The following is a 23667-nucleotide window of genomic DNA, read 5'->3' on the forward strand; positions in this document are numbered from 1 at the left end:
ATTTTAAACAATTCATAACCGATTATGATTTAGCGTTACCCTCTTCGTCACATTTCCCTTACTTCTCTTTTCCTTATCTTAAACTCTCATCATTTTTTCCTAAAAATTTTTTGAAATTATTAAGTCACTATATTTCGGAAATTTTGCTACTCGTCCAGTAACACAAACCTCTTCTAAATCGTGTTTTACGTACTGACAGCCATAAAATCGGCTGTATAAATTACGTAGTATTACACTCTTAAATATTTACCAACACTTAACAGTCTTAAGGTTACCGAGTTTTATATTACTATTTAACGGGTAATCAAAAAGACAATAATAACTACTACATTATAACTATTAATACTTTTTTCGTTTTCGCATGTGTCTTTCACTCATGCTTTTTTCCCTATTCTCGTCCGTCGTATGTGCCTAAGGATAAGCCATGACAATTCATAAAAAAAATCTTTTAGCTTCTGCGTCTCTCAGCTTTCAGTTAATGACACGGTCTGAGCCACCAGAACTGGTGATTGCGACTATCCAATCTTTGCTGGCTGTTAAAGAGGCGACTGATGAGATACTTATTATTGATAACAACAATACAGACACCTCACTATATCAGCCTTTGGCCGCTTTTTGCGCCAGTCTAGATCCAGCACTTAATGTCCGCTTTTATCATATTGATGCGGTAGAAGGCTTTAAGGCAGGCGCGTTAAACTTGGCGTTGGGGCTGATGAATCCAGACTGCTCACACATTGTGGTGGTCGATAGTGACTATCAAGCTTTGCCCCACGCCAGAGATTCGATTGCCCACGCTATTAAGCAATATCCAAACCATACGCTTTTGCAGTTTCCACAGTTTTACCGCAGTGCTGGGCAAGTGGACACGCACAGCGAGCTTAACCATTATTTTAATCATCATTTATATCGCCCCTTTAATCGTAAGCGTGCACTATCAACAGGCACTTATGCAGTGATACGCCGCGCAGATCTCTTGAGCTTAGGCGGTTGGTCGGGTGCCTCTATTACTGAAGATGCACAAATGGGCGTCTTGATGCATAAGAGAGGATTTCGCAGTCAGTTCATACCAGAAGTCATTGCGACAGGTCTCTTACCTACCTCGTTAAATGATTTGATGTGTCAGCGTCGGCGCTGGATCTATGGCAATATGCAGGTGTTAAGCAACTATTTTTCGATAGCCTTGCCCACTAAAATCCAAGATACGAAAAGTCTGGGTAAACGTTTAGCGTATACGCGCGCGCACCTCTCGCAGCTCAGTGCTTGGATAAACTTTACGGGTTTATTTATATTTTTGCAGCTAGCGACCTTATTTATCCTTGGCTACGCACTTCTAAAAGCTCAACTTTCGGACGCCACGCCCGATATGTCGCTACTCACACCTTTGTACTTAGTCTATGCCAGCTATGGCATTTTTACTATAAGGCGATTATGGGCATATTTACAGGATAAAGCGCCACTGAACAAACAACTCAATCAAAACCATCAGTCTAGTATCAAAATGCGTGTCAGAGCATGGCTGATGCATCTGAACTTTTGGGAACTTGGCGCGCTATCGTGGTTGCCTGTGTTATGGGGTAGTGAAAAACCTTTTGTCTGTACGCCAAAGCAAGCATACATTCGCACTCAAAGCTCATTACGTCGCGCCAATATGGTGGCGTTACCCAAGCTGATTTTGCTGCTTAATATCATCACTGCCGTTATAGTGGCACCGTTTTCGCCGCTTTATTCTCCGTTATTATTTATCTGTGCTTTGATCATTTGTACGTTAAAAATCGGCGCAGCGAAAGTGGCATTTGATAACTTTAGGGTTCCTGAGAAAAATCCGTCCACCATTAGCATTAAGTCTAAACCTACGGTTGCCTTGGCTACTAGTCAGCCTCGCAAACCAACCAAAAAGCTAAAACCACTGCAACCTGAAATGCATACGACATTTGAAGAAAAAAAGATTATCAATTCTTAATGGTTGGCTTTAGGCATTGATTTTATTAAATCCTTTTTTACTTATCTACCATAATCGCTCGTTTTACTTTGAGGTACTTATGCCCGTTGCTGACCCTGTTAATTTTATAGATGCTATTGATAATAATGCTGAACGCCCTGCCCTTTTAGCGGATAAACCTTTACGCATTGCGATGATTGCTCATTGTTTATATCCTATTGCGCAGCCCTTTGCTGGCGGGCTTGAGATGATTACCCAGCTTATATGTGATGAGCTTGTTGCCCAAGGTCATGAGGTTTTGCTTTATGCGCATCAAGACAGTCAAACGCAGGCCCGCCTCGTCCCAATGCTAACCCGAGAAGCATTTGATAAGATGGTCTATCGGAATGAGCATGAGACTTTAGGCATGAGCCGCGAGGAGATGTATCAGTATTTGGTCTATCAGGATGTGCTACGCGATATCATCGAGCGCGATGAACATGGTGAGATTGACATCGTGCATAATCACAGCTTACATCATATCCCGATGATGACCGGTCAAGCGTTTGGCGCGCGGTTTTTTACCACCTTTCATACGCCTATTTTCCCGCAATTGCGTTTGGCACTATTGACCTTGCGTCATGGTACAACCACCCAGTTTACCGCTATCAGCAAACACCAACAGCAGCTTTTTTCAGAGTTTGTGCCATCACAAGTGGTTTATAACGGCATTGATGTAAAATCCTTTAATGCTAATATTACATCTACGGATGATTTTACCCGTGAAAATGGTGAGGTTTATTTTTGGTTTGGACGTATTTGCCCTGAAAAAGGCACGCATTTGGCCATGCAATACTGTATGGAAGCGGGAAAAAAACTTATCATCGCTGGTCCCAAAAGCAATGAAGCGTATTTTGATGAGCAAGTTGCCCCACTCTTGGCTCAAGATGGTGAAAATGGCGCGCAAAAACTGTTTGATTATGTCGGTCATGTCACCAAAGACGAGGTAAATCGCTACCTCTGTCAAGCGACTGCCATGCTATTTACCAGCACATGGGATGAACCGTATGGTTTAACACTGGCTGAGAGCTTAGCGTGCGGTACGCCAGTGATTGGCTTTGATGTTGGTGCTAGCGCCGAGATTGTCACACCAAGCACCGGTGTTATCGTCGCTAAGGAAGACAAAGACGCTTTTATCAAAGGCTTTACTAAGATTCAAAGCATCTCACGCCAAGCCTGCCGAGAACGCGCCTTACAGTTTTGTTCCGTAGCAGCCATGGTAGCAGGCTATTTAGACTTGTATAAAGCAGCAGTAGCAGAAAGCGAGCAGAAAAAAGGCGTTGAAGCTCCAACAGATGCACATTTAAAACTGAATCCATTTATCCACAGAAATGGCAAAAGCAATAAAGCAGAGTCAATAATCGGTTCAAGCAGTGGCTTAAATAACATAATGGAGCGAGGTTAATGCGGCTTGGTTATTACGCTCATCATCACGGCTCAGGGCACTGCCGCCAAATCGATAAGCTTGCTGCCTTATTACCCACTGAAGCAAGACAGCAATTAACGGTATTTACAAGTTTAACGTCCGATACCTATACGTTTGCGGCTATAGATGAAGCGCAAGTTGTACGACTACCCGCCGAAGATGAACGTGCAGATGATGTACTCGCTGGGCGCGCAGGGCAATATTGGCAACCAACCAGCCTGCATTATTCGCCCGTCGGTAATAGCGATATTCAACAGCGCAGCCATAAAATACTCGATACGATTTATCAGCGCCGCATTGATTTGATGATTATTGATGTCAGCGTTGAAGTCGCCATGCTATGCCGCGCCGCCAGTGTTCCTTACCTTTATGTCAGACTGCCAGGTATTCGCGATGATGTGCCGCATCTAAACGCTTTCGCTGGTGCGCTTGCTTTGCTTGCCCCCTATCCTCGCACATTAGAATCCGCGATGACACTTGATTGGCTGGCTAAAAAAACCCTCTATCTTGACTTTATCAACACTGAGCAAAGGGATGCGCAAACTTACCAAGTTTTTATAAAACACTTAATGCAGCTTACCACTGATGAAAAAGCACTCTCTTTGATGCTAAATGATAAGGATAAAGATACGCCAACTATCGTTACCGTCATTAAAGGCTATGGTGGGCATCAAGCCATTGATGCAAAACTGCCCGAGCTGCGGCAGCTTTTACCACATGCCTTTATTATATCGCTTGGCCCTATCGACGAGGATAAACGGCATTATGTTGACATCGCAGTCGATGTAAGTGATGTAACGCCATTTATCGTACATAGCGATTATCTACTAATGGCGTGCGGTCTAAATGCCGTCGCCCAAGCCTGTGATTATGCAACGCCACTGGTCGTTCTACCTGACGACCGTCCCCATCAAGAGCAAGAGGTAATGGCAGAGGCCTTGATAATCCAAGGACGCGCCTTAAGTTGGCAGCAATTTAAAGACTTAATGATTGCAAGCGTCACACACAAGCTAAGTGGCAAAACTGTCAATCAATCTGCACGAATCCAATCCTTATCAAAGCCTGATAATGCAACACTTAAGCAAAAATCTGTACAGACAGCTCAAGCGTTTATGCAGAGTATGGCCGAGTACCCAACGACTAAAGCTTGGTTTGAACAATGGTTGCTGCCGCAGCTTGCCTTAAAGCCTGAACGTTAAATGCAATAACTATCAATAACGTCACAGCAAAAATATAAAAGCCAAATTAACAAAAGAGGCACTGACAAACAATGACCGTAAAACCCATCACAAATCCCAATGAGGTTTCTGAGCATGTGCCGGTAACGGTAATCACGACTTGTTATGGACGCAATCGCCATCTGTATAATCTGCTCAGTAGTCTTGCGAATGGCAGCGTTCAGCCCGATGAAGTTATTATTGTCAATGACGATGCCGACCCTAAACGTCTGGCTGAGTTTGCTTTAAACATTGTCAAGATTCCCACGAACGCAGGTTTAGTGGACAGCACAAACCATCAAACGTTAGGAAAATCGGACAAAACCGAATTTGATATCGGTCATAATCGTAATATTGGCGCCGCACGTGCCAGCCATGGCACGCTGATATTTTTGGATGTTGATTGCATCGTAGCGCCGAGCTTTATTGAACAACTAAGCACAAAATTAAACCAGTATCCAAACGCTCTACTGATGGGACAACCGCGCTATTTGACGCGACCTTTATCAAGCGAGGAAAGCTTGGCGTTGCAAAAGGGCGCGCTGACTAATAATTACTTAAACCATCTATCTGTTTATAATCCTTATCGTGATAACTTCGATGCGAAACAATCGATTTCTACTGAGGCAGCACCGACAGCTATTAAAAAAACAAATGATTACGGCGCTTTTTGGAGTTTATGCTTTGCGATTAAACGTGAAAAGTTTGAGCAAATAGGGGGTTTTGATACGCAGTACACTGGTTATGGCGTAGAAGATACTGACTTTGCCTTTACTGCCTTTCAGTTAGATATTGATTTTTATCTGACCGCCGACCTTATTTATCATCAGCAGCACGCTGTCTATCGCCCGCCTCTCAATCATTTGGAAAGCATTATCGTCAATGCCAATCGTTTTTATCAAAAATGGCAATGCTGGCCTATGGGCGGCTGGCTTGAACAGTTCTGCAAAATGGGATTGATTGATTGGACGCACGAGCAATCAAATTCGATTACGCTGTTACGCCAGCCTAGCAGTAAGGAGATAGAGTTGGCTTATTGTCCCGATGCCGCCTACGTTTAAATTACCAATCTCCCCTTGCCTAATACTGGCGTATGATCTCCACCTCTGGCGGCGGCGAACTCATTTCACGGCGCTCAAATTCCCAATTATGCCCTTGCCAAAAATGCGCGGTTTTATCGTTGTCATTAAAACCTATCATTAATAATTGCAGCGGTAGCGGTGCTTTTTGCAGCAGCTGCACATGCTCTCGCGCCGCTAGCAACAAGCGATACAACAAAAAGCCTGAAGAAGGGGCTGAAGAGTGAATATCTGTAAAGTAAGGATAGTCCTCAACGACCGGATGGCGCTCCGATAACACGCTATGATGCGCCGCATCCTGCAACAACACTTGCACCGCCGGTGGTAACGTCAGTATGCGATCATCATCAATCGGGTCATCATCGGGACTTGGGTCATCACTGGGCAAAGGAAATTGATAAGGCCGATTGCTCAGTAAAATACCTAATGGTGCCGCTTTTGCCATGCGCTTCATCACCGCGACATTGTTGCTCCTTGGTGGCAAACCAAAATGCAGTTTACTATCGCCAATTTGGCGAAAAAACAACAATTTAGGCAGGCTACTGGCAAGCGGGTGGTTGGCAAAAAAATCAGCATTAATAAAATGGTTAAATAACACCAAAACATCGTCAGGGCGTAATAACTGCTCAAGTTTATCAGTGCAAATAGAAGGGTTATTGGCGATAAAGACGATGCGTTTATTTTGCTTTAACGCGGTTTGGATGTTGAGTGGCAGGGCTGTAAATGCAGCGGCTTCTTTGCTTATTTTATTCAAATTATCCTCATAATTAGGGGCTGGTTATTGCGATATTAATAATTTGTTATCGAACAAATTTTCAAAAACTCAAGTCTGTATAAATGACTTACCTTTCTACCTTAATATACCTCACTTTTTCATAGATAAAAGCCTATCCAAAAATAATATTCATTGTATTGTATTGACTATTTACCTTAAAACTCATTTTCTAAAACCCTTAACTACCCTTATATAAAAAACACTTATCTTCAATCCATCAAATCAACATTTTTATTTATATATTGATAATAATTATCATTTGTAATATTATTCGCATCCATAGTTACACCCATTTTACGCTATGTTGCTATTTCCTATATTTAAACACCTATTCTTTTATTGATCATTTATTGAGGTTTTTATGCGCTTATCCCGTCTTAGCCAAGTAGTGGCACTTATCAGCGCGACTTTGATGCTAACTGCTTGTGGCAATGATTCTGATGACACCACAATCATTGATGGGACGCCGCCACTTTTGACCACTGATAGCAACTTTACCGATGGCTATAGCGCGGTGGCGGCAATATTTGTTTCTGGGCAAGTGCAAGATAGCAGTGGCATCAAATCGTTGACATATAAGCGCAACGAAGAGCCAGTGCAAAGCTTAGACTTTGATACAAACGGGGATTTTGACGCGCGTATTTTATTGGCATTGGGTAGCAATAAAATCACTTTAGAAGCCACAGATAATAACGGCAACATCATGCGCTCGACCAAAACTGTCTATCTAGGCGATACTGTCGCGGCGGGTGGCTCACATACGGCTGCTCTGCGCGATGGACAACTGTATGGTTGGGGGCGCAATAATTATGGACAAACCGGTCTGGGAATGACGACGAAAGTTGCCGACGTCATGGGTCATCCAGCTACCCCCATGCTGATGCACAGTGCGCCAAAAGACCTGGTGTCTATTAAGTTTAATCAAAATCATTCGCTGGCGCTAGATGCTAAAGGTCAGGTTTATAGTTGGGGCGAAGATATTTCTGGGCAATTAGGACGCGGCGAGACTGGTCGCAATGACTGTAGTAAAACAGAAGACTGCCGCCTAGATATTGGCGCTATCGCTGGTATTGATAATGCGCTGATGGTAGCAGCAGGTTACAATCATAACTTGGTACTGACCAAAGACGGCAGCGTGTGGGCGTTTGGTGCCAACACCCAAGGACTGCTTGGTAATGCGACAACGATAGAGAGCAGCACACCAGTAAAGGTTGATTTTTCAGCAGCCGCTGACATCGGGCATATCGTGCAAGTGGTGGCCAGTGCCAATAGCTCGTACGCCTTAGATGATAAAGGTCAAGTTTGGGGCTGGGGCAGCGACGCCTATGCCAATCTAGGTCGCGGGCAAGAATGTAACCAAGCCAATAACTGTATCAATGTTAATGCAAGGCCGATTCGTATTGATGTTCTGAGCGGCAATACCAACGCTCATACCAATGTTGACGTTCATACTACTAACGCTATTGTCCCTACTCCTCAGCTTGCCTCTGACCCAAACATTGGCCTTGAAAAAGTGACCCAACTTGCCGCTGGACGCGACCATGTATTGGCGCTAACCAATAAGGAAGCGATCTACGCTTGGGGGCTTAATGCCAGTAGCCAAATAGGTTATAACGGTAAGCATTTCAAAGGCACTCAAAGCGCTTGGAAAAGCACCATTGTTAAGCCAACCAAACTTCCATGGTTTACTGATAAAAATATTCGCCGTATCTATGCCAATGGCAATGCCAGCTATGCGCTGCTGGACGATGTGCCATCGAACAATGGAACAACAGAAAATGGCTCAGCGACAGACGGTATCCTTTATGCGTGGGGTATGTTTGGGGAAACAAATAGCGCAGGCAAAACTGTCTATAAGGATTTAGATGAGCCGACCAATAAATTACCTAACTTAAAAAATATCGACAATATGGCGATGGGCGTCATGCACTTGATCGCCCATGAAAAACCTCTGCAGCAAAATACCAATACTAATACCAATACCTCGCATAGAGACGGTCAACTCTTTACATGGGGTTGGAGCTTTGAGGGCTCACTCGGTAATAAAGACACTACCCACGTTTGGATGTATAACACTCCTATGCCAGTCAATTTACCAAGCCAGCTATAAACGCGACTTATCTTTAACATGAGTATGCAATAGCAAATGTAGTGAACAAGGGCAGCCAAATTCATGTTGCCCTTGTTAAATTATGGTTTTGTTAATTTCTGCTTACTCATCTTTGGTATTTTTTTTCATAATTTAATAAATGATATTTTTAGCCATTTTAGGTCTTACCATGTCTCTACTGCCTCATTCACCAAATCACTGCTCACCAAACCTTTCAAATCCTCTCTCTACTCTTTTATTCCCTGTCATACGCCGTGCGCTATTTTGTTTAACGGTAACTTTACTACTAAGCGCTTGTGGCGGCTCGGACGGTTCCGATAACTCAAACAATGACAGCTCTAACACCCCGAATTTACCTAGCCAGCCTACGCCGCCAACTATACCTGAAAACCCAGACAGCCCAAACAATCCTGCAACTGATATCAATTGGCTACCAGCCGGTGGCAACGCGACCATCGCTGCCGATATCTCAAGGCCATTTTTACAGATTATGCCCAATCTGCCAAGCAGTGCCTTGGGCGGCGTATCGTCAGGTCGTGAGCTCTTTATCACCGAATGGACACCAGCCAATCAAGGTCGTGTGCTCTTTGATGGCGTTGGCCCCTTATTTAACGCCAATGCCTGCACCCAGTGCCATAGTGCTGAAGGACGCAAACCCATTTATGCGGCAAATGGCGAGCTAAGTGACGCCATATTATTTAGGCTCGGCAACAAACAAGGGATTGCGCACACTTATTACGGCGAGCAAATGCAACATCAAAGTATCGATGCCAGCATCGCACCCGAAGGTAAAATGCGCTACACCATCACAGCGAGTAATGGCAACCAACCTGCCAGTATCCAGTTTCACTTTAGCGCAACCGACCCCAATCAGCCGCTGGGAGATACCGCTATCAGTGGGCGCATCTCACCGCAATTGGTCGGCATGGGTTTGCTCGACCTAATTCCTGAGGCGGATATCATTGCGGCAGCTGACCCTGACGATAACAATCAAGACGGCATCAGTGGGCGCGTACATTGGGTACAGGATGGCAAACAGCGGCGCATTGGCCGCTTTGGTTGGAAGGCGATTAACTCAAGCCTACGCACCCAAAACGCCAATGCCATGTCACAAGATATGGGTTTGACCACTTCCGTATTTATGGAACCTAACTGTACGGTCAATCAGCCGATTTGTTGGACAGCGCCCAATGGCGGCACGCCTGAGGTTTCAGACAGCAGCTTGGATGCAGTGACCGATTTTATGACTGCCTTGGCAGTGCCTGAGCGCCGAGTGGCTGATTTATCGACCTTTAATAAAGGCGCGCAGCTCTTTACCCAAGTGGGCTGCGCGAGCTGTCATACGCCAAAACAAAAAACGGGCGCTAGCGTGCGCTTTCCGCTGCTCGCACAGCAAACCATTTATCCTTATACCGATTTATTGCTGCACGATATGGGCGAAGGTTTAGATGACGGCGTTAAAGAAAAAAATGCCGAAAGCTATGAGTGGCGTACACCGCCATTATGGGGTATTGGTATTGTCGCACGTGACCCAGAAGCACGGTTTTTGCATGATGGTCGCGCCAGCAGCTTGACAGAAGCGATACTTTGGCATGGCGGTGAAGCAGAAAGTGCTAAGACACGTTTTAGACAATTACCTGCCACGCAACAACAAACGCTGCTAAGTTTTTTAAACGGCATTTAATAATCATTATGACAAGGTGAAATAAAAAAGACCGCTAGAGTGGTCTTTTTTATGCCATAAATGTTAATAGCGTAAATTTTGTTGCCATATTCATTTTATGATAAAAAGATTATTGCAAATAGCCGTTTTTAGCCATGATGTTTGGCGGCAACTCGGTTTCACCCAAGGCTTCTAGCAAATTAATCTCGATATTCCTGGATAAAGCGGTCAGCGGTAATTGGTTGGCTGCCAGCCCAAAAGGCTCTTCCAACTCTTCACTTAGCGCATCCAAACCAAAAAAGGTATAAGCAATAACGCCGCAAATCAAAGGTGTCACCCAGCCTAAAGAAGAAACCAAACCAAAAGGCAGCATAAAGCAGTACAAATACGTCGTACGATGCACCAGCAGCGTATAAGCAAACGGCAATGGCGTGCTATGAATACGCTCACAGGCGGATAAAACCACCGTCATCGAATTGATGCGCTCGTCCATATTTTGCAGCATAAGATCTGACGTCAAGCGCTGCTGCCGACAATAGCCAAGCTCCTTACCAAGCAGACGCAGCAGATAATCCGGCAAATTTTGCGCCTCCTTCATGCTGGTATGATGAATAGGTTCGACAAAGCGCTCAACATCTTGCCAAGGCGCACTGTCACGTAGTCGATGGCGCAGCGCATGGGTAAAAGCGATGCTCAGATACACCAGTCGGCGCTGGCTATCGCGCCCTTTCTCACCCTCATCATCTATATCATCTATATAAGACAGCACTTGACGAGTAAAGCTGCGCGTATCATAGACCAATTGCCCCCATAGCCCTCGAGCTTCCCACCAGCGCTGATAACTGGCGTTATTGCGAAAACCTAAAAACAGCGATAAGGCTATCCCAAGCAAGGTAAACGGCGCGACGCTATAAGAAGAAAAAGAGCTGGGAAACCCATGCTGGATATTGGTGATAAAGGCACTAATTAAACTAATGAGCAAAATCTGCGGATAGACCTTGGGCAGAATGGAGCCACGCAAGGTAAAAAGCAGTTTGATGGCGCTTGGCTTTTGCTTGACGATCATTTTAACGTCCTAACGAATGGTGCTTATAATTGGTGCTTATAGAGTAAAACTGGCGTTATTGCAGGACGAAATGATAACAGACTAAAGAGGTATGAGCAGAAAAAACAGCGATTTATCCTATTTTAATTGGTTAGGGATTTTTACCACGCGTTTATTTAATAAATTTCTACAAAATCATCGGTTGTTATAATGATGTAAGAATGGCAGGTACAAGGATACACGGCAGCTGTCAGCGCTTAAAAATTCGATTATAGTAGGCAGGTAATAACTATTTAAATAAAGAAAACTCAAATAAATCGAGGGAATACACCATGAAAAAATTAGGATTGGTTATCGCGGTATCGGTAGGCTTAAGCGCTTGTGCAGGCGGCATGAACGGTGGCAGTACGCCGGGCAATTCAAGCAATATTGTCACTCAATATCCCGTTGAAGCGGCCATGCTCAATATTTATACCAAAGCCCGCAGTCAAAGCTTGGTAGCAAACGTTGGCAATCAAACCGCCTCTGCTGACATCAAAGTCACGCCCAAAGGCAGCATGGTATTTAACAATAAACAAGTCCAAGGTGCTGAAGTAAATACCATCAATAAAGTCAACAATCAAGTCACTGATCAATCAGTCGCCATTAATTACTTTACCCTTAATCCATTGGTATTTCATGGTTTCACTGACAGCTCAGGTAAGTACTCAATTTCCAATCAGACCACAACCATTCCTAAAATGGCAACGGTTGGTTCATCAAGCAAATTGATTACTGAAGATGTCTATGCCGATAGAAGCATGCGCAAAAAAATAGGCACTTATAATCAAGATTGGTCTTTAACCAGAGACAGCAATAATACCGCGTGGTTTTGCATAGAAACCTCGGCTAACTTACTGCTCAATAACGATCCTAACGGCAGCTCGTCAGAATGTTATAAAATTAATGCGCGCGGCGATATTTTAGACAGTAAAGTAACGATTAGCCAGCCGTCTACAAATGGCACAAAAACCATTACCTTTACCAGCCGATAGTTTTTATAAGCTGACAGCCATCAATTTGTCAATTATTTAGGAATTCTATGGACCAAATGAGTGAATGGGTACTCGGCATCATGGCAAAGTTTGGCTACTTTGGCATTATATTTGCCATGTTTGCTGAAAACGTATTTCCGCCTATTCCCTCTGAGGTTATCATGCCCGCTGCTGGATTCGCCGCTTCTAAAGGCGATATGAGCATTGTCTTGGTTATTTTAACTGGGACGCTTGGCGCGGTGCTGGGTGCGCTACCCTTATACTATTTGGGCCATAAATTCGATGAACCGCGCTTGGTCGAGTTCACTGAGAAATACGGCAAATACGTGTTTATTAAACCTACTGACATCACCGATGCCAACGCATGGTTTGACAAACATGGCAAAATGGCAGTGTTTTTTGGGCGTATGGTACCGGGCGTACGTTCGCTCATTTCAATCCCTGCCGGTATGAATAAAATGTCGTTATTACCGTTTTTGGCGCTAACCGCTTTAGGCGCCAGCATTTGGACCGCGATATTGGCGCTAGCTGGGTATTACTTGGGTCAAAACTATGACGCTGTCGCAGGCGTGTTAGCCCCTTATTCTAAAGCTATTGGTATATCAATCGTGGTTGTTATTATCGGTTTACTCATCAAGCGGCGTTTGTCTTATCGAAAAAATAGCAATAATGACAAAAATTCCGATCCGCGTTGAATATAAACTGTCTGCCACTCTCGTAATACCAACCCAACTTAATATAATAGCTAAGTTTAATAACCACTTAGCTTTACTAATTTCGAGCAGAATTTTCAAATCCTAAAAAACCTATCTCAGTGTTTAAATCTTAATCCTTACAGTCTTTACTCCTCTCCTTTCTAGTGCATCAAATCGTAATAACACCTAATTAAATTTATAACTCATCAGTATAAAAAGCGTGAACAAATCTTGCGCAAATAATTCGCTTATTTATAAACATTCATTTAAAATATATCTTATGGAAGCCAATTTAGAAGCTCACCGCTTTTATAGTTTTGTTGTCGAATCTTATCATTTCTATAGTGATTTTCGCTTTATCTAACTATCACATTAGGATGCTAATAAGCGATATAAATCGAGCTTTGTTAAATAAGCCACTTATTTTCAATTTTTGGAGAGCCTTATGCGTCTTTTTAACTCTACAACCTCTCAGCCTCAAGCCCTCAACTATTCTAAACTTGCATTAGCTTGTCTTCTTGCCCTTGGTACGGTAGGAATGGTCGGTTGTGATAAATCAACCCCTGATAAGGCGACGGCAACCAGCGCGGAAACCACTCAAACCACAAAAGACAGCAAAGCGCCAACCACCAAAAATGGCGAGCTACCAGTGATTGATGCGGTTATCACCCATGCGCCTGAAGTACCACCACCTATCGATCGTGACTATGCGGCAAAAGTCATTGTAAAAATGGAAACCGTAGAAAAAACCATGCGTCTAGCGGATGGCGTTGAGTACAACTTCTGGACATTTGGCGGTCAGGTACCGGGGCAATTTATTCGCGTACGTCAAGGCGATGAAATTGAGTTCCATTTATCAAACCACCCTGATTCAAAAATGCCGCATAATATTGACTTACATGCGGTGACAGGTCCAGGGGGCGGCGCTGCCTCTTCGTTTACCTCTCCTGGTTATACCTCGGAGTTTAACTTTAAAGCACTAAAACCAGGCCTATATGTCTATCACTGTGCGGTAGCGCCCGTTGGTATGCACATCGCAAACGGTATGTATGGCCTAATTTTGGTTGAGCCAGAAGGCGGTTTACCGAAGGTTGATCGTGAATTTTATGTCATGCAGGGCGATTTTTATACCAAAGGCAACTATGGCGATAAAGGCCTGCAACCTTTTGATATGGAAAAAGCGGTAAAAGAGCAGCCAGATTACGTGTTATTTAACGGTTCAGTTGGGGCGCTTACCGGTGAAAACTCGTTAAAAGCCAACGTCGGTGAAACGGTTCGTCTATTCGTTGGTAACGGTGGTCCTAACTTGGTGTCATCATTCCACGTGATTGGTGAGATTTTCGACAAGGTCAATATGGAAGGCGGTAGCGCTGAAAACCATAATGTTCAAACCACCCTTATCCCTGCAGGGGGCGCCGCGATTACCCAGTTCAAAGTAGATGTCCCAGGCGAGCTTGTGATGGTTGACCACTCTATTTTCCGGGCATTTAACAAAGGTGCGCTTGGTATCATCGATGTCAAAGGTGCAGAGGACAAAAAAATATATTCAGGAAAAGTGCGTGAAGACGTCTACTTACCTGAAGGCTCAGCAGCACAAAGTCTTGGTAAAACCAATGCGCCTGCGCCAGTCGTAACCGCTGCCAACAAGCAAGAAAGAATTAAAATGGGTGAGTCTATTTACGCTAGTAACTGCGCGGCTTGTCACCAATTAAATGGTGCTGGTATACCAAAAGCCTTCCCACCATTGGCCAAGTCTGACTACCTCAACGAAGACCCAAAACGCGCCGTCAATGCTATCTTGCATGGCTTGACTGGCAAGATTACCGTCAACGGCGAAGAGTACGACAGTGTCATGCCAGCCGTTGCCTTGGATGATGAAAAAATCGCCAACGTCGTCACTTATATTATTAACAGTTGGGGCAACAAAGGTGGTGAGGTAACGCCAGAAGAAGTCAAAGCTGCTCGTAAATAACCTAGAAAGCTACGCTAGTTAATAGGGTTACAATTAGACTGTTCGATGAAAAAACTTTCATTGAACAGTCACTTTCAATACAGTATCTGATTGAATAAGCGTTTGGCACCGTCCTCTTTTTGGTTTACTAGGAGATTAGTTATGTTATGGACTTACATCACTAACACTCACAGCATTGAGATTCACAAAAATAACACTCTAAAAATGAACGCTCGGAAGATTGTGCATACAACCGCTCGCCCGCTCGTCCTGTTATTGGTCGTTAGTGCTCTGAGCGTCACAACCGACTTTGCGTTAATGAGCACGCAAGCGCAAGCAAAAGAGCTAACCATTGAGCCCGGTACTTATCGTCCGTTATATTTGAGCAAAAACTCACCGTTAGTGGCAGTCGATACATTCAAAATTGATGAGCTACCCGTCACCAATATACAGTTTTATCAATTTATAAAAGAAAATCCAAGGTTTCGCCAACGTGCCATTGCACCCATTTTTGCCGATTCTGGTTATCTAAAACACTGGATTAATACCAAAGATATCTCTGTGCCTAGAAAGGCGGATTTTCGTAAGCCTGTGGTCAATGTCTCATGGTATGCCGCCAATCAATATTGCCGCGCGCAAAACAAGCGCTTGCCAACGGTTGAACAATGGGAATATGTCGCACAGGCGTCTACTACCAATAAAAATGGCAGCGTGGAGGCCGGTTACAACCAGCGCATTCTTGATTGGTATGGTAAATCTGCTGGCAACAAAGACCAGCTTGCCGATGTCGGACAAAGCCCTGCCAACTATTGGGGCGTCAAAGACATGCACGGCTTGATTTGGGAATGGACAGAGAATTTTAATAATAGCTTGGTCACTGGCGAATCACGTTCAGACAGCAATCTAAACCAAGAAATGTTTTGCGGCTCGGGCGCAGCCGGTGCGGTCGACCCAAGTGATTATGCAGCCTTTATGCGCTATGGTTTTCGCTCAAGCTTAGAAGCCAAATACACGGTCAGCAGCCTAGGTTTTCGCTGTGCTAGTAATTAACTTGCCCTAACATAGCGCTCTACTTTAACTTAGCACCCTTTTAACACAGCGCCCTACTTTTTATGCTCAATTGAATTTAATGGTATTTAAGGATTGTCTTATGAAAACAATAAAAATTATGCAAAATACAAGATTGCAAAATACAAGTCCAAAAAATACAGTAACTCAGCCATTGTCTCATCTGGTTTATGCTATCAAACTGGCTTTGACTACTGGACTCTGTATTGGCTTACTCGCCTGTAGCAATCCTGACGCGCCTAACTCGGCGGCGACGCAAGACAGTCAACCTGATACTACTTCTGAATCTAAAGTCGCGACAGACAATCATCACGACATAAAGAACATGGATCATCAACAGATGAATCATGCCGATATGAATGCCCAAGAACCAGCAGAAGCGCTCGGGCAAGAGTATTCTATCTATCAGGCAGGCGGCGACTGGACAGACCATCGTGGCAATACCTTTGAGCTTGATAAGCTTGAGGGCAAAAATCAAGTGGTGGTGATGGCTTATACCAGCTGTCAGCATACCTGCCCTATCTTGGTGCAATCGATGAAACAGATGTATAAAGAGATGACGCCTGAAGCGCGTGCACAAACAGAGTTTTTACTGGCGACATTGGACACTGAGCGCGATACGGCCGAAGTGATGAAAAACTTTGCTGAGCATAATGAGCTTGGTGATAACTGGCGCTTGATTCGTAGCGATGAAGCCAGCACCCGTATGCTTGCCAATACCTTAAATATCAAATATCAATTTGCCGATAATGGTGATATTAACCACTCTAATCTGATATCTGTATTAGATAAAGACGGCCGTTTGGTCGCCCAAGGCGTTGGGGTTGCCGACTCTGGCATTAAGCCATTGATTGAATATTTAAACAGCCATAGTTAAACCTTTAAAAAACATACCTATAAAGCCACATTTTTAACCTTTACCTTAGTTTTAAATTATCTGTATTTTAAAGAAAAAAACACCGCTCATCTAAATAGACAAGCGGTGTTTTTAAAGGCGTCATCAGCTACGGCGCTGATTTTGGCGTTAAGCCTTTCAGTAAGCATTTAGTTAAGCACTGAAACCTAAACCGCCAAAGCCAAACCTTTTTTGACGCGCATATCGCCAGTTTCAACATAACGCTGATGCCAAGATAAAGATTCATCGAGCAAATGCGGCGTTTGCATGCCAGCCGTCTGTGCAGCACGGTCATAATAATCTTGTAGCATTGGGCGATAGTCTGGATGCGCACAGTTATCAATGATTTTTTGCGCGCGTTGACGTGGTGACAAACCACGCAAGTCCGCCAAACCTTGCTCAGTGACAATAATCATCACATCATGCTCAGTATGGTCAACGTGTGACACCATCGGCGTGATGCATGAAATAGCGCCGCCTTTAGCAACTGACGGGCTGACAAACATTGAAGTAAAGGCATTACGCGCAAAGTCGCCAGAGCCGCCCAAACCATTCATCATATTGGTACCCATGACGTGGGTTGAGTTGACATTACCATAAAGGTCACACTCAATCATCGCATTGATAGCGAGCACGCCAAGACGACGCGATACTTCAGGGTGGTTGGTGATTTCTTGTGGGCGCAAAATAATACGTTTGCGCAATTCTTCGATATTGGCATTAAAACGCGCCAACGCCTCTGGGCTTAACGACATCGCCGTTGCCGACGCTTGGGTCATTTTGCCTGACATAATCAAATCTAACATACCGTCTTGCAATACTTCGGTATAGCCAGTTAAGTTTTCAAACGGACTGGCTTGTAAGCCCGCCAATACCGCATTGGCAACGTTACCAACCCCAGACTGAATCGGCAATAAGTTGGCTGGCATGCGGCCTTTTTTCACTTCTTCATGGAAAAAGTCGATAATGTAGCCGGCAATTTTGGTTGAGCACTCATCAGGATCGGCAAACTTACTATTGCGGTCAGGTGAATCGGTTAAGACCACGGCGACGACTTTATCCAAATCACAAGTTAGGTACGGCTCGCCAATACGCTCACCCGGTGTGGTAATCGGAATCGGTTTACGATGCGGTGGCAAACCAATGTCATCAAAAACATCGTGCATACCTTCTAACAATAAGCTTTGGCGGCTATTTACTTCTAAAATAATTTGATCGGCATTGTGCAACCATGCGTTATTGGTACCGATAGAGGTAGATGGAATCAGGCGACCATCTGGCAAAATACCGGCCACTTCAACCACCGCCATGTGCATGTCGCCATAAAAACCAAAGGTGCTTTGCTGAGCGACGTGTGATAAGTGCATGTCAAAATAATGCGTTTCACCAGCGTTGATTTGCTTACGTAGCGCAGGCTCTGACTGATAAGGCGTGCGCATCTTGATACCATTGGCTTCAGCCAAGACGCCGTCGCATTCTGCAGCGGTCGATGCGCCGGTTAATAAGCCGATTTTGAATTCTTCGCCGCGAGCTTGCGCCGCTTTTATACGCTCTGCCAACGCAGCTGGGATGGCTTTTGGATAACCTGCCCCTGTGAAACCACTCATTCCAACATTCATATCATGCAAGATAAATGTTGCTGCTTGCTCTGCTGACATGATTTTTTCACGCAAACCTTCGTGACGAACGCGCTCTTCGTGGCTAATTGCACTCATACCTTTTTTCCTAGTAACTTCCCTATTAACACCAAACCCTCAAAATAATGAGACGTTTGATACCGAAACAGCAATAAAATACAATGGAGTATATTAACAACTTTGGTATAAAAGACAAGCTGCTTGTCTTAAATTTTAATTTACGTCCTCAAAAACTACTTTAATTAGTCAACAATAGTTCATAAAATTACAAGAGATAAGATTTGTTTTTTGATTATTTTTAAAGCAATAACTTGAAGCTTTTTATCTATGCAAAGTTAAAAAAACTCAAATAACTATACAGTAATTAAAAATACTATTAACTAAATTTTAAAAATACTCTAAGATTAATTTTAGTCTTGATGGAAGTCTAATAGGGATAGAGGGTGCTTAACTGCCAAATTTATGGAGAAACCTAGATAAGCGCTTGGTGTTAAAGAGAATTATATCTTTGACTTTTAATGAGTTAGCAAATGCAAACATCTAAAAGATAGCACTTATTTTAAATAAAATGATAATAATAAACATAAATATTATTTTTCTTACTTTAATAATCGTATAACTATTAACTATCAATCTTTAGGGATTAAGAGTTGGTTTTTAATTTGTGTGCTTATTTAACACTCTCTAAAAAGTGACCGTGTTTTTAAATAAAGGCCTATTTTATATCAGTCATATAACCTGATATTTAATTATATTTATAGTAGAACCAATATTTTTTTAGTGAAATATTGTTCTATAATTAAAGAAAATTATATTTATAAAAAGGCATTTAAAACCTAGCGCTTTAATCTTGCCATGACTATATTTGAGGTAAGATGATGACCCCTACTAGGTCATTTTTAATGTGATGAAAAAGTCGGTTTATCAAAAGATAAATGCAAAACTAAGGACAGATTATGATAACGGAAGAGCACGTTTTGGCTTGTATTGATGGTTCAGCGGTGACTGGCTCAGTCTGTGATTATGCCGCGTGGTACGCAAGTAAACTGGACATCTCAGTAGCTTTATTGCACGTGAGCGACGTAGCAGCTTCGGTCAGACGCGATCTGTCTGGCGCCATTGGCATTAATAGTCGCCAGTTTTTGCTCGATGAGTTATCGGAACTCGATGAGCAAAGGGCGCAGGTGGTCAACAATTACAGCAATTCCTTGGTACAAGATGCAAAAAGCCATATTCAAAATGGCTTTCAAGACATGAAGGTTTGCATTTATCAACGCCGCGGTAAACTGCTGCCAGCGATTGAGCATTTTCAAGAAAAGAATCGCGCTATCGTCATGGGACGGCGCGGTGAGGACCATAAAAACAGCCGTATCAATATCGGCAGCCAAATCGAAACGGTTGCCCGCGCCTCGAACATACCGGTGTTGATTTGTTCAGAGAAATTTAAAGAGCCGCAGTCATATATGGTGGCATTTGATGGCAGTAAAACGGCGATAAATGCCATACACATGCTTGCAAAGAGCAACCTGTTAAAAGGCTTACAAGGTCATATCGTTATGGTCGGTCATCATAACGAAGCCTCTAAAAAAAGCCTTGATAACGCGGCTGCACACTTACAGGCAGCTGGTTTTAGTGTCGATACCCATCAGCTCTTAGAACTTGATGCGGTTGAGGGCTTACTCAGCTTTCAATTTGAAAATAACATCGATATCATCGTCATTGGCGCTTATGGGCGCTCTAAGCTTCAGCATTTATTTCTGGGCAGTACCACGACAGAAATCATTGCCAGCACCTTATCGCCTGTTATCTTGGTACGCTAAATTTTCTTAATTCAATGATTTTTAAACGGATAGCAAATATTGGTTATTTTTATTGAATAGGCAGTACGATTTGTACTATTAAGCCTTGAATATCATCTTTACGGTTACAAATATTAATTTGGCCTTTATGAGCGACGATAACCGCGTGGACGATTGCTAATCCCAATCCGTAGCCGCCCGTTTCGCGATGGCGCGCACTATCAAGCCGTACAAAGGGTTGAAAAATACGCTCTAAGTCTTTTTCTGCTACCCCGCCACCCTCATCTGTGATGCTAATTTGAATAGCATCTCTTTTATTATCTAACGGTGTTTTTGTGACTTCAGCCGTGACAGTTGAGCCTGCAGGAGTGTGCATAAAAGCATTACGAATGATGTTTTCAAGGGCGCTATGCAACTGTTCTTGATTGCCAAGTACAGTCAAAGACGCATCAGATGATGACGATAATAAAACATCGGGCGGCGTCCATTGCCAGAGTACGTTTTTATGCTGAAACTCAAAACAGACGTCTTTACCAATCTCGGTGATGATTTCAACTATATCTACGGCATCATTTTCTAGATTATCGATGGTATATTGCTGCATTTGCAGGGATTGAATATGAATGATTTGCTCAATCAGCTCATTCATACGTGCCGATTCCTTATCGATACGGTCAAGGTAACGGCTGGCATCGGGCGCAAAGTCACGCGTCAGCTCAGTAGCCACATCAAGGCGCGCCAGTGGCGAACGCAGCTCATGCGAGATATCACTTAACATCTGCTTGCGCGCAAGCTCACTCTCCGCCAATCGGGTTGATAATTGGGCCACATCTTTTGCCAATAGTCCTAGCTCATCAGAGCCTAATGTTGATAACTGCGGATTGGCTTGATAATCGCCATCGATCATACGGTGCACGGTATCTTGAACTCGACCAATGCGCTGCGTCAGCGTACGACTGAGCCAAAAACAAACCAACACGCTAAACAGAATAATGAGAAGCAAACGCACGGTAAAATTACCGCGTTGCAGCGCCAAAACATCAGCAAAACGCAGGTGCGGGCGCAGTTGTATAATGGCCGTTTGCCCGTCCGGCAAATCTACGGTGATATCTGCCAGTTCTGGGCGACTATTAGGGTCAAAAATTACTTCTCTATTCGGCATCGCTGGATGCAGGATTGCATTAATAAAAGAAGGCTTTTCGTAGGCGCTGTCATTTTTATCATGATGCGCTCTACGATTCTCAAACATAGGATACGATGGTAAGTCACGCGCCACTTCCTGACCGTTTGTTTGACGCTCTTCTCTATAACGATAGCGCGGAAAAATAATAGCGCCCTGCTCATCATAAATCCTGATTTGACTCATCAGCCGTCGGTCTTGCCGGTAAAGTTGCCTGACTGCTAATAAATCACCAGCCTGTAGCGCCGCAACCACTTCTTGGCGCTTGAGTAAAAGATTGTCAATTTGTACATCCATCCGAGCACTTAACTCTTTGCCATTGAGCCAACGTTCTACCATGACAGAGATGATAGAGGTGATAAGTACCGTCAATAATAGACTGAGAAATAGTCGCCAAAATAGCGTGATTCTTGGCTTGAATGTCGAGGTAAGCATCGATGCGTCCGTCATTACAGCACCAGCTGATAACCTTTACCACGAATTGCCTTGATAGGCTCGTCATGAAAAGGTTGCAGTTTTTTACGCAGGCGCGACACATGCACATCAAGGCTGCGATCAAACGGTTGCAACTCACGCTGTAAGACATGTTGTGACAGCCACGCTTTGCTGACCACCTCGCCTTTTTGTTTAAGTAACGCCACCAACAAGTCAAACTCTGTTCCTGTGACTTGTAACTCGACGCCATCTATTTGGCAAAGTCGTTGGTTTTGGTCCAAATGCAACCGGCTCTCTGGCAGTGGCAAGTGCTCTGAGGCGGCAGCACCCGATGCGGTAATACGGCTACGTTTAATCACTGCGTTAATACGTGCCAGCAGCTCACGCGGATTACAAGGCTTAGTAATATAATCATCGGCACCAAGCTCCAGCCCAATAATACGATCAATCTCCTCACCTTTTGCCGTCAACATAATCACTGGAATATCGCTAATCGCTGGTAGCTGACGCAGGACACTGAGCCCATCTATCTTTGGCATCATAATATCGAGCACCAATAAATCATAAGGCGCACTATCATGCATGGCTGATTTTAAGCGTTCGATGACCGCCTCGCCATCATGCACACAGTCACTTTGGATGCCATGATTATGCAAATACTCTTGCAGCAGTTGGGTCAACTCTTCATCATCATCACCCAATAAAATATTTGCCATCCTCCTCCTCTCCTTTCTACTTTATTGCTGTTCAGTCAAATGATTCTAAGCATGCCATAGTATGGCTGATATTATCAGGCAAGCATCCATCAATGCGCCACAAACGTTACCTTTCTTAATATTTCATAAATGTTCGCAACTTCTAGCTGTCGTATGATAGCGGCTATCAGCAACAAATACTGATGGCAATTAATGATTCATAGTGGCTATCCGGGACACTTGCTAATCATTAATTATCAGATAAAAAATCTCTTTTCGTAATAATTAACGTTTGCTCCATAATTTAAGGTAACTATTAAGGTAATGATAATGAAAAAATTATTGATAGGCTCAGTACTCGCGATATCTAGCGTCTTAACGGTTACGGGCTGTACCAGTGTCAACGCCACCACCGATACGACGCCAGCAACAACGACTAACATGCAAAAGCAGCATAAAGCTGGCATGAAAGACGGCATGCGTAAAGGTGGTATACATAAGGGTGGCATGAAAGGCACTATGGCGCAGCTAGATTTGACAGCGACGCAGCAGGCGCAAATCAAAGCCATTACGCAAGAAAAATATAATAATCGTAAAAACGACCGTAGCAAATATCAAGCAGAACGCGCGCAAATGCAGCAACAAATGCAAACGTTGACCAATGCCAAAACCCTAGATACCGCAGCGGTGAACCGCCTAGCCGATCAACAAGCGGCAAAAACCAAGCAGCGCTTTATTGAACGCGTGCAAACTGAGCATGCTATCTCGCAAGTACTAACGCCTGAACAGCGTCAAAAAATGGCGCAATTAAAATCAGAAAGAAAAGCAAAAGGTCATCATGGTTCAAAAAACCGTCAGATGCACAGCAAACACCAGCAGTAAGGTCAGTACTGGCAGTAAGATGTGTCATTGACGGCCACTCTTAATGAAAAATATTATATTTAAAAGATATATTCTAAAAAACGCATCGGTTAACCGGTGCGTT

The 23667-nt window shown here is 43.7% G+C and carries 18 protein-coding genes; 13 read left to right on the plus strand and 5 right to left on the minus strand.

Annotation, left to right across the window (positions count from 1 at the left end; genetic code table 11):
• Window positions 1–424: 424 nt before the first annotated feature.
• The 4 genes from AB8P72_RS07210 to AB8P72_RS07225 all read left to right on the plus strand — a co-directional run bounded on the left by AB8P72_RS07210 (window position 425) and on the right by AB8P72_RS07225 (window position 5682).
• Window positions 425–1960, plus strand: coding sequence for a glycosyltransferase family 2 protein (locus AB8P72_RS07210; protein ID WP_193030317.1), 1536 nt, complete (start codon window positions 425–427; stop codon window positions 1958–1960).
• A 79-nt stretch (window positions 1961–2039) separates the two neighbouring features.
• Entirely contained in the window at window positions 2040–3383 is a 1344-nt protein-coding gene (locus tag AB8P72_RS07215) for a glycosyltransferase (RefSeq protein ID WP_198328323.1), read from the plus strand.
• The gene (locus AB8P72_RS07220; protein WP_198328325.1) at window positions 3383–4603 is read left to right on the plus strand and encodes a hypothetical protein; all 1221 of its coding nucleotides are present in this window, start codon (window positions 3383–3385) and stop codon (window positions 4601–4603) included. The genes AB8P72_RS07215 and AB8P72_RS07220 overlap by 1 nt, the downstream gene beginning before the upstream one ends.
• Before the next feature lie 71 nt (window positions 4604–4674).
• Entirely contained in the window at window positions 4675–5682 is a 1008-nt protein-coding gene (locus AB8P72_RS07225; RefSeq protein WP_198328328.1) for a glycosyltransferase family 2 protein, read from the plus strand.
• A 19-nt stretch (window positions 5683–5701) separates the two neighbouring features.
• Here the strand turns inward: AB8P72_RS07225 and AB8P72_RS07230 are convergent, their stop codons facing one another.
• Window positions 5702–6454 carry a hypothetical protein gene (locus AB8P72_RS07230; protein ID WP_305935898.1) on the minus strand — a complete coding sequence of 251 codons (753 nt, stop codon included), beginning with the start codon at window positions 6452–6454 and terminating at the stop codon, window positions 5702–5704.
• A gap of 382 nt (window positions 6455–6836) precedes the next feature.
• Between AB8P72_RS07230 and AB8P72_RS07235 the strand changes: the two genes are divergently transcribed.
• Window positions 6837–8585, plus strand: coding sequence for a chromosome condensation regulator RCC1 (locus tag AB8P72_RS07235; RefSeq protein ID WP_198328332.1), 1749 nt, complete (start codon window positions 6837–6839; stop codon window positions 8583–8585).
• Window positions 8586–8754: 169 nt separating this feature from the next.
• Window positions 8755–10269, plus strand: coding sequence for a di-heme oxidoredictase family protein (locus AB8P72_RS07240; RefSeq protein WP_369957548.1), 1515 nt, complete (start codon window positions 8755–8757; stop codon window positions 10267–10269).
• 109 nt (window positions 10270–10378) lie between these two features.
• On the opposite strand, the gene AB8P72_RS07245 is transcribed toward AB8P72_RS07240, so the two are convergent.
• A complete protein-coding gene (locus AB8P72_RS07245) occupies window positions 10379–11314 on the minus strand; it encodes a bestrophin family protein (RefSeq protein ID WP_198328338.1) in 936 nt (311 codons plus the stop codon).
• 311 nt (window positions 11315–11625) lie between these two features.
• On the opposite strand from AB8P72_RS07245, the gene AB8P72_RS07250 reads away from it, so the two are divergent.
• From AB8P72_RS07250 to AB8P72_RS07270, 5 genes are all read left to right on the plus strand, one after another.
• Window positions 11626–12327, plus strand: a complete 702-nt coding sequence (locus tag AB8P72_RS07250; RefSeq protein ID WP_198328340.1) for a hypothetical protein — start codon at window positions 11626–11628, stop codon at window positions 12325–12327.
• 47 nt (window positions 12328–12374) lie between these two features.
• On the plus strand, window positions 12375–13022 hold the full coding sequence (locus AB8P72_RS07255) for a DedA family protein (protein WP_191691916.1): 648 nt from the start codon (window positions 12375–12377) through the stop codon (window positions 13020–13022).
• A 445-nt stretch (window positions 13023–13467) separates the two neighbouring features.
• Window positions 13468–14994, plus strand: coding sequence for a copper-containing nitrite reductase (nirK, locus tag AB8P72_RS07260; protein WP_226928778.1), 1527 nt, complete (start codon window positions 13468–13470; stop codon window positions 14992–14994).
• A gap of 141 nt (window positions 14995–15135) precedes the next feature.
• Window positions 15136–16023, plus strand: coding sequence for a formylglycine-generating enzyme family protein (locus tag AB8P72_RS07265; protein ID WP_265090574.1), 888 nt, complete (start codon window positions 15136–15138; stop codon window positions 16021–16023).
• Window positions 16024–16123: 100 nt separating this feature from the next.
• Window positions 16124–16918 (plus strand): SCO family protein, encoded by a 795-nt coding sequence (locus AB8P72_RS07270; protein ID WP_193030301.1) that lies wholly within the window; start codon window positions 16124–16126, stop codon window positions 16916–16918.
• A 185-nt stretch (window positions 16919–17103) separates the two neighbouring features.
• On the opposite strand, the gene AB8P72_RS07275 is transcribed toward AB8P72_RS07270, so the two are convergent.
• Entirely contained in the window at window positions 17104–18651 is a 1548-nt protein-coding gene (locus tag AB8P72_RS07275; protein WP_068404920.1) for an acetyl-CoA hydrolase/transferase family protein, read from the minus strand.
• Between the two features lie 878 nt (window positions 18652–19529).
• On the opposite strand from AB8P72_RS07275, the gene AB8P72_RS07280 reads away from it, so the two are divergent.
• Window positions 19530–20393 (plus strand): universal stress protein, encoded by an 864-nt coding sequence (locus AB8P72_RS07280; RefSeq protein ID WP_068404922.1) that lies wholly within the window; start codon window positions 19530–19532, stop codon window positions 20391–20393.
• A gap of 49 nt (window positions 20394–20442) precedes the next feature.
• On the opposite strand, the gene AB8P72_RS07285 is transcribed toward AB8P72_RS07280, so the two are convergent.
• Window positions 20443–21987 (minus strand): cell wall metabolism sensor histidine kinase WalK, encoded by a 1545-nt coding sequence (locus AB8P72_RS07285; protein ID WP_227678296.1) that lies wholly within the window; start codon window positions 21985–21987, stop codon window positions 20443–20445.
• Window positions 21988–22001: 14 nt separating this feature from the next.
• Complete coding sequence (locus AB8P72_RS07290) at window positions 22002–22703, minus strand: response regulator transcription factor (RefSeq protein ID WP_102076776.1); 702 nt, start codon at window positions 22701–22703, stop codon at window positions 22002–22004.
• 309 nt (window positions 22704–23012) lie between these two features.
• Between AB8P72_RS07290 and AB8P72_RS07295 the strand changes: the two genes are divergently transcribed.
• Window positions 23013–23564 carry a Spy/CpxP family protein refolding chaperone gene (locus AB8P72_RS07295; RefSeq protein WP_193030297.1) on the plus strand — a complete coding sequence of 184 codons (552 nt, stop codon included), beginning with the start codon at window positions 23013–23015 and terminating at the stop codon, window positions 23562–23564.
• The last annotated feature ends 103 nt before the right edge of the window (window positions 23565–23667 follow it).

The sequence above is a fragment of the Psychrobacter sp. CLB018 genome (assembly GCF_041222815.1).
Taxonomy (GTDB): Bacteria; Pseudomonadota; Gammaproteobacteria; order Pseudomonadales; family Moraxellaceae; genus Psychrobacter; species Psychrobacter faecalis.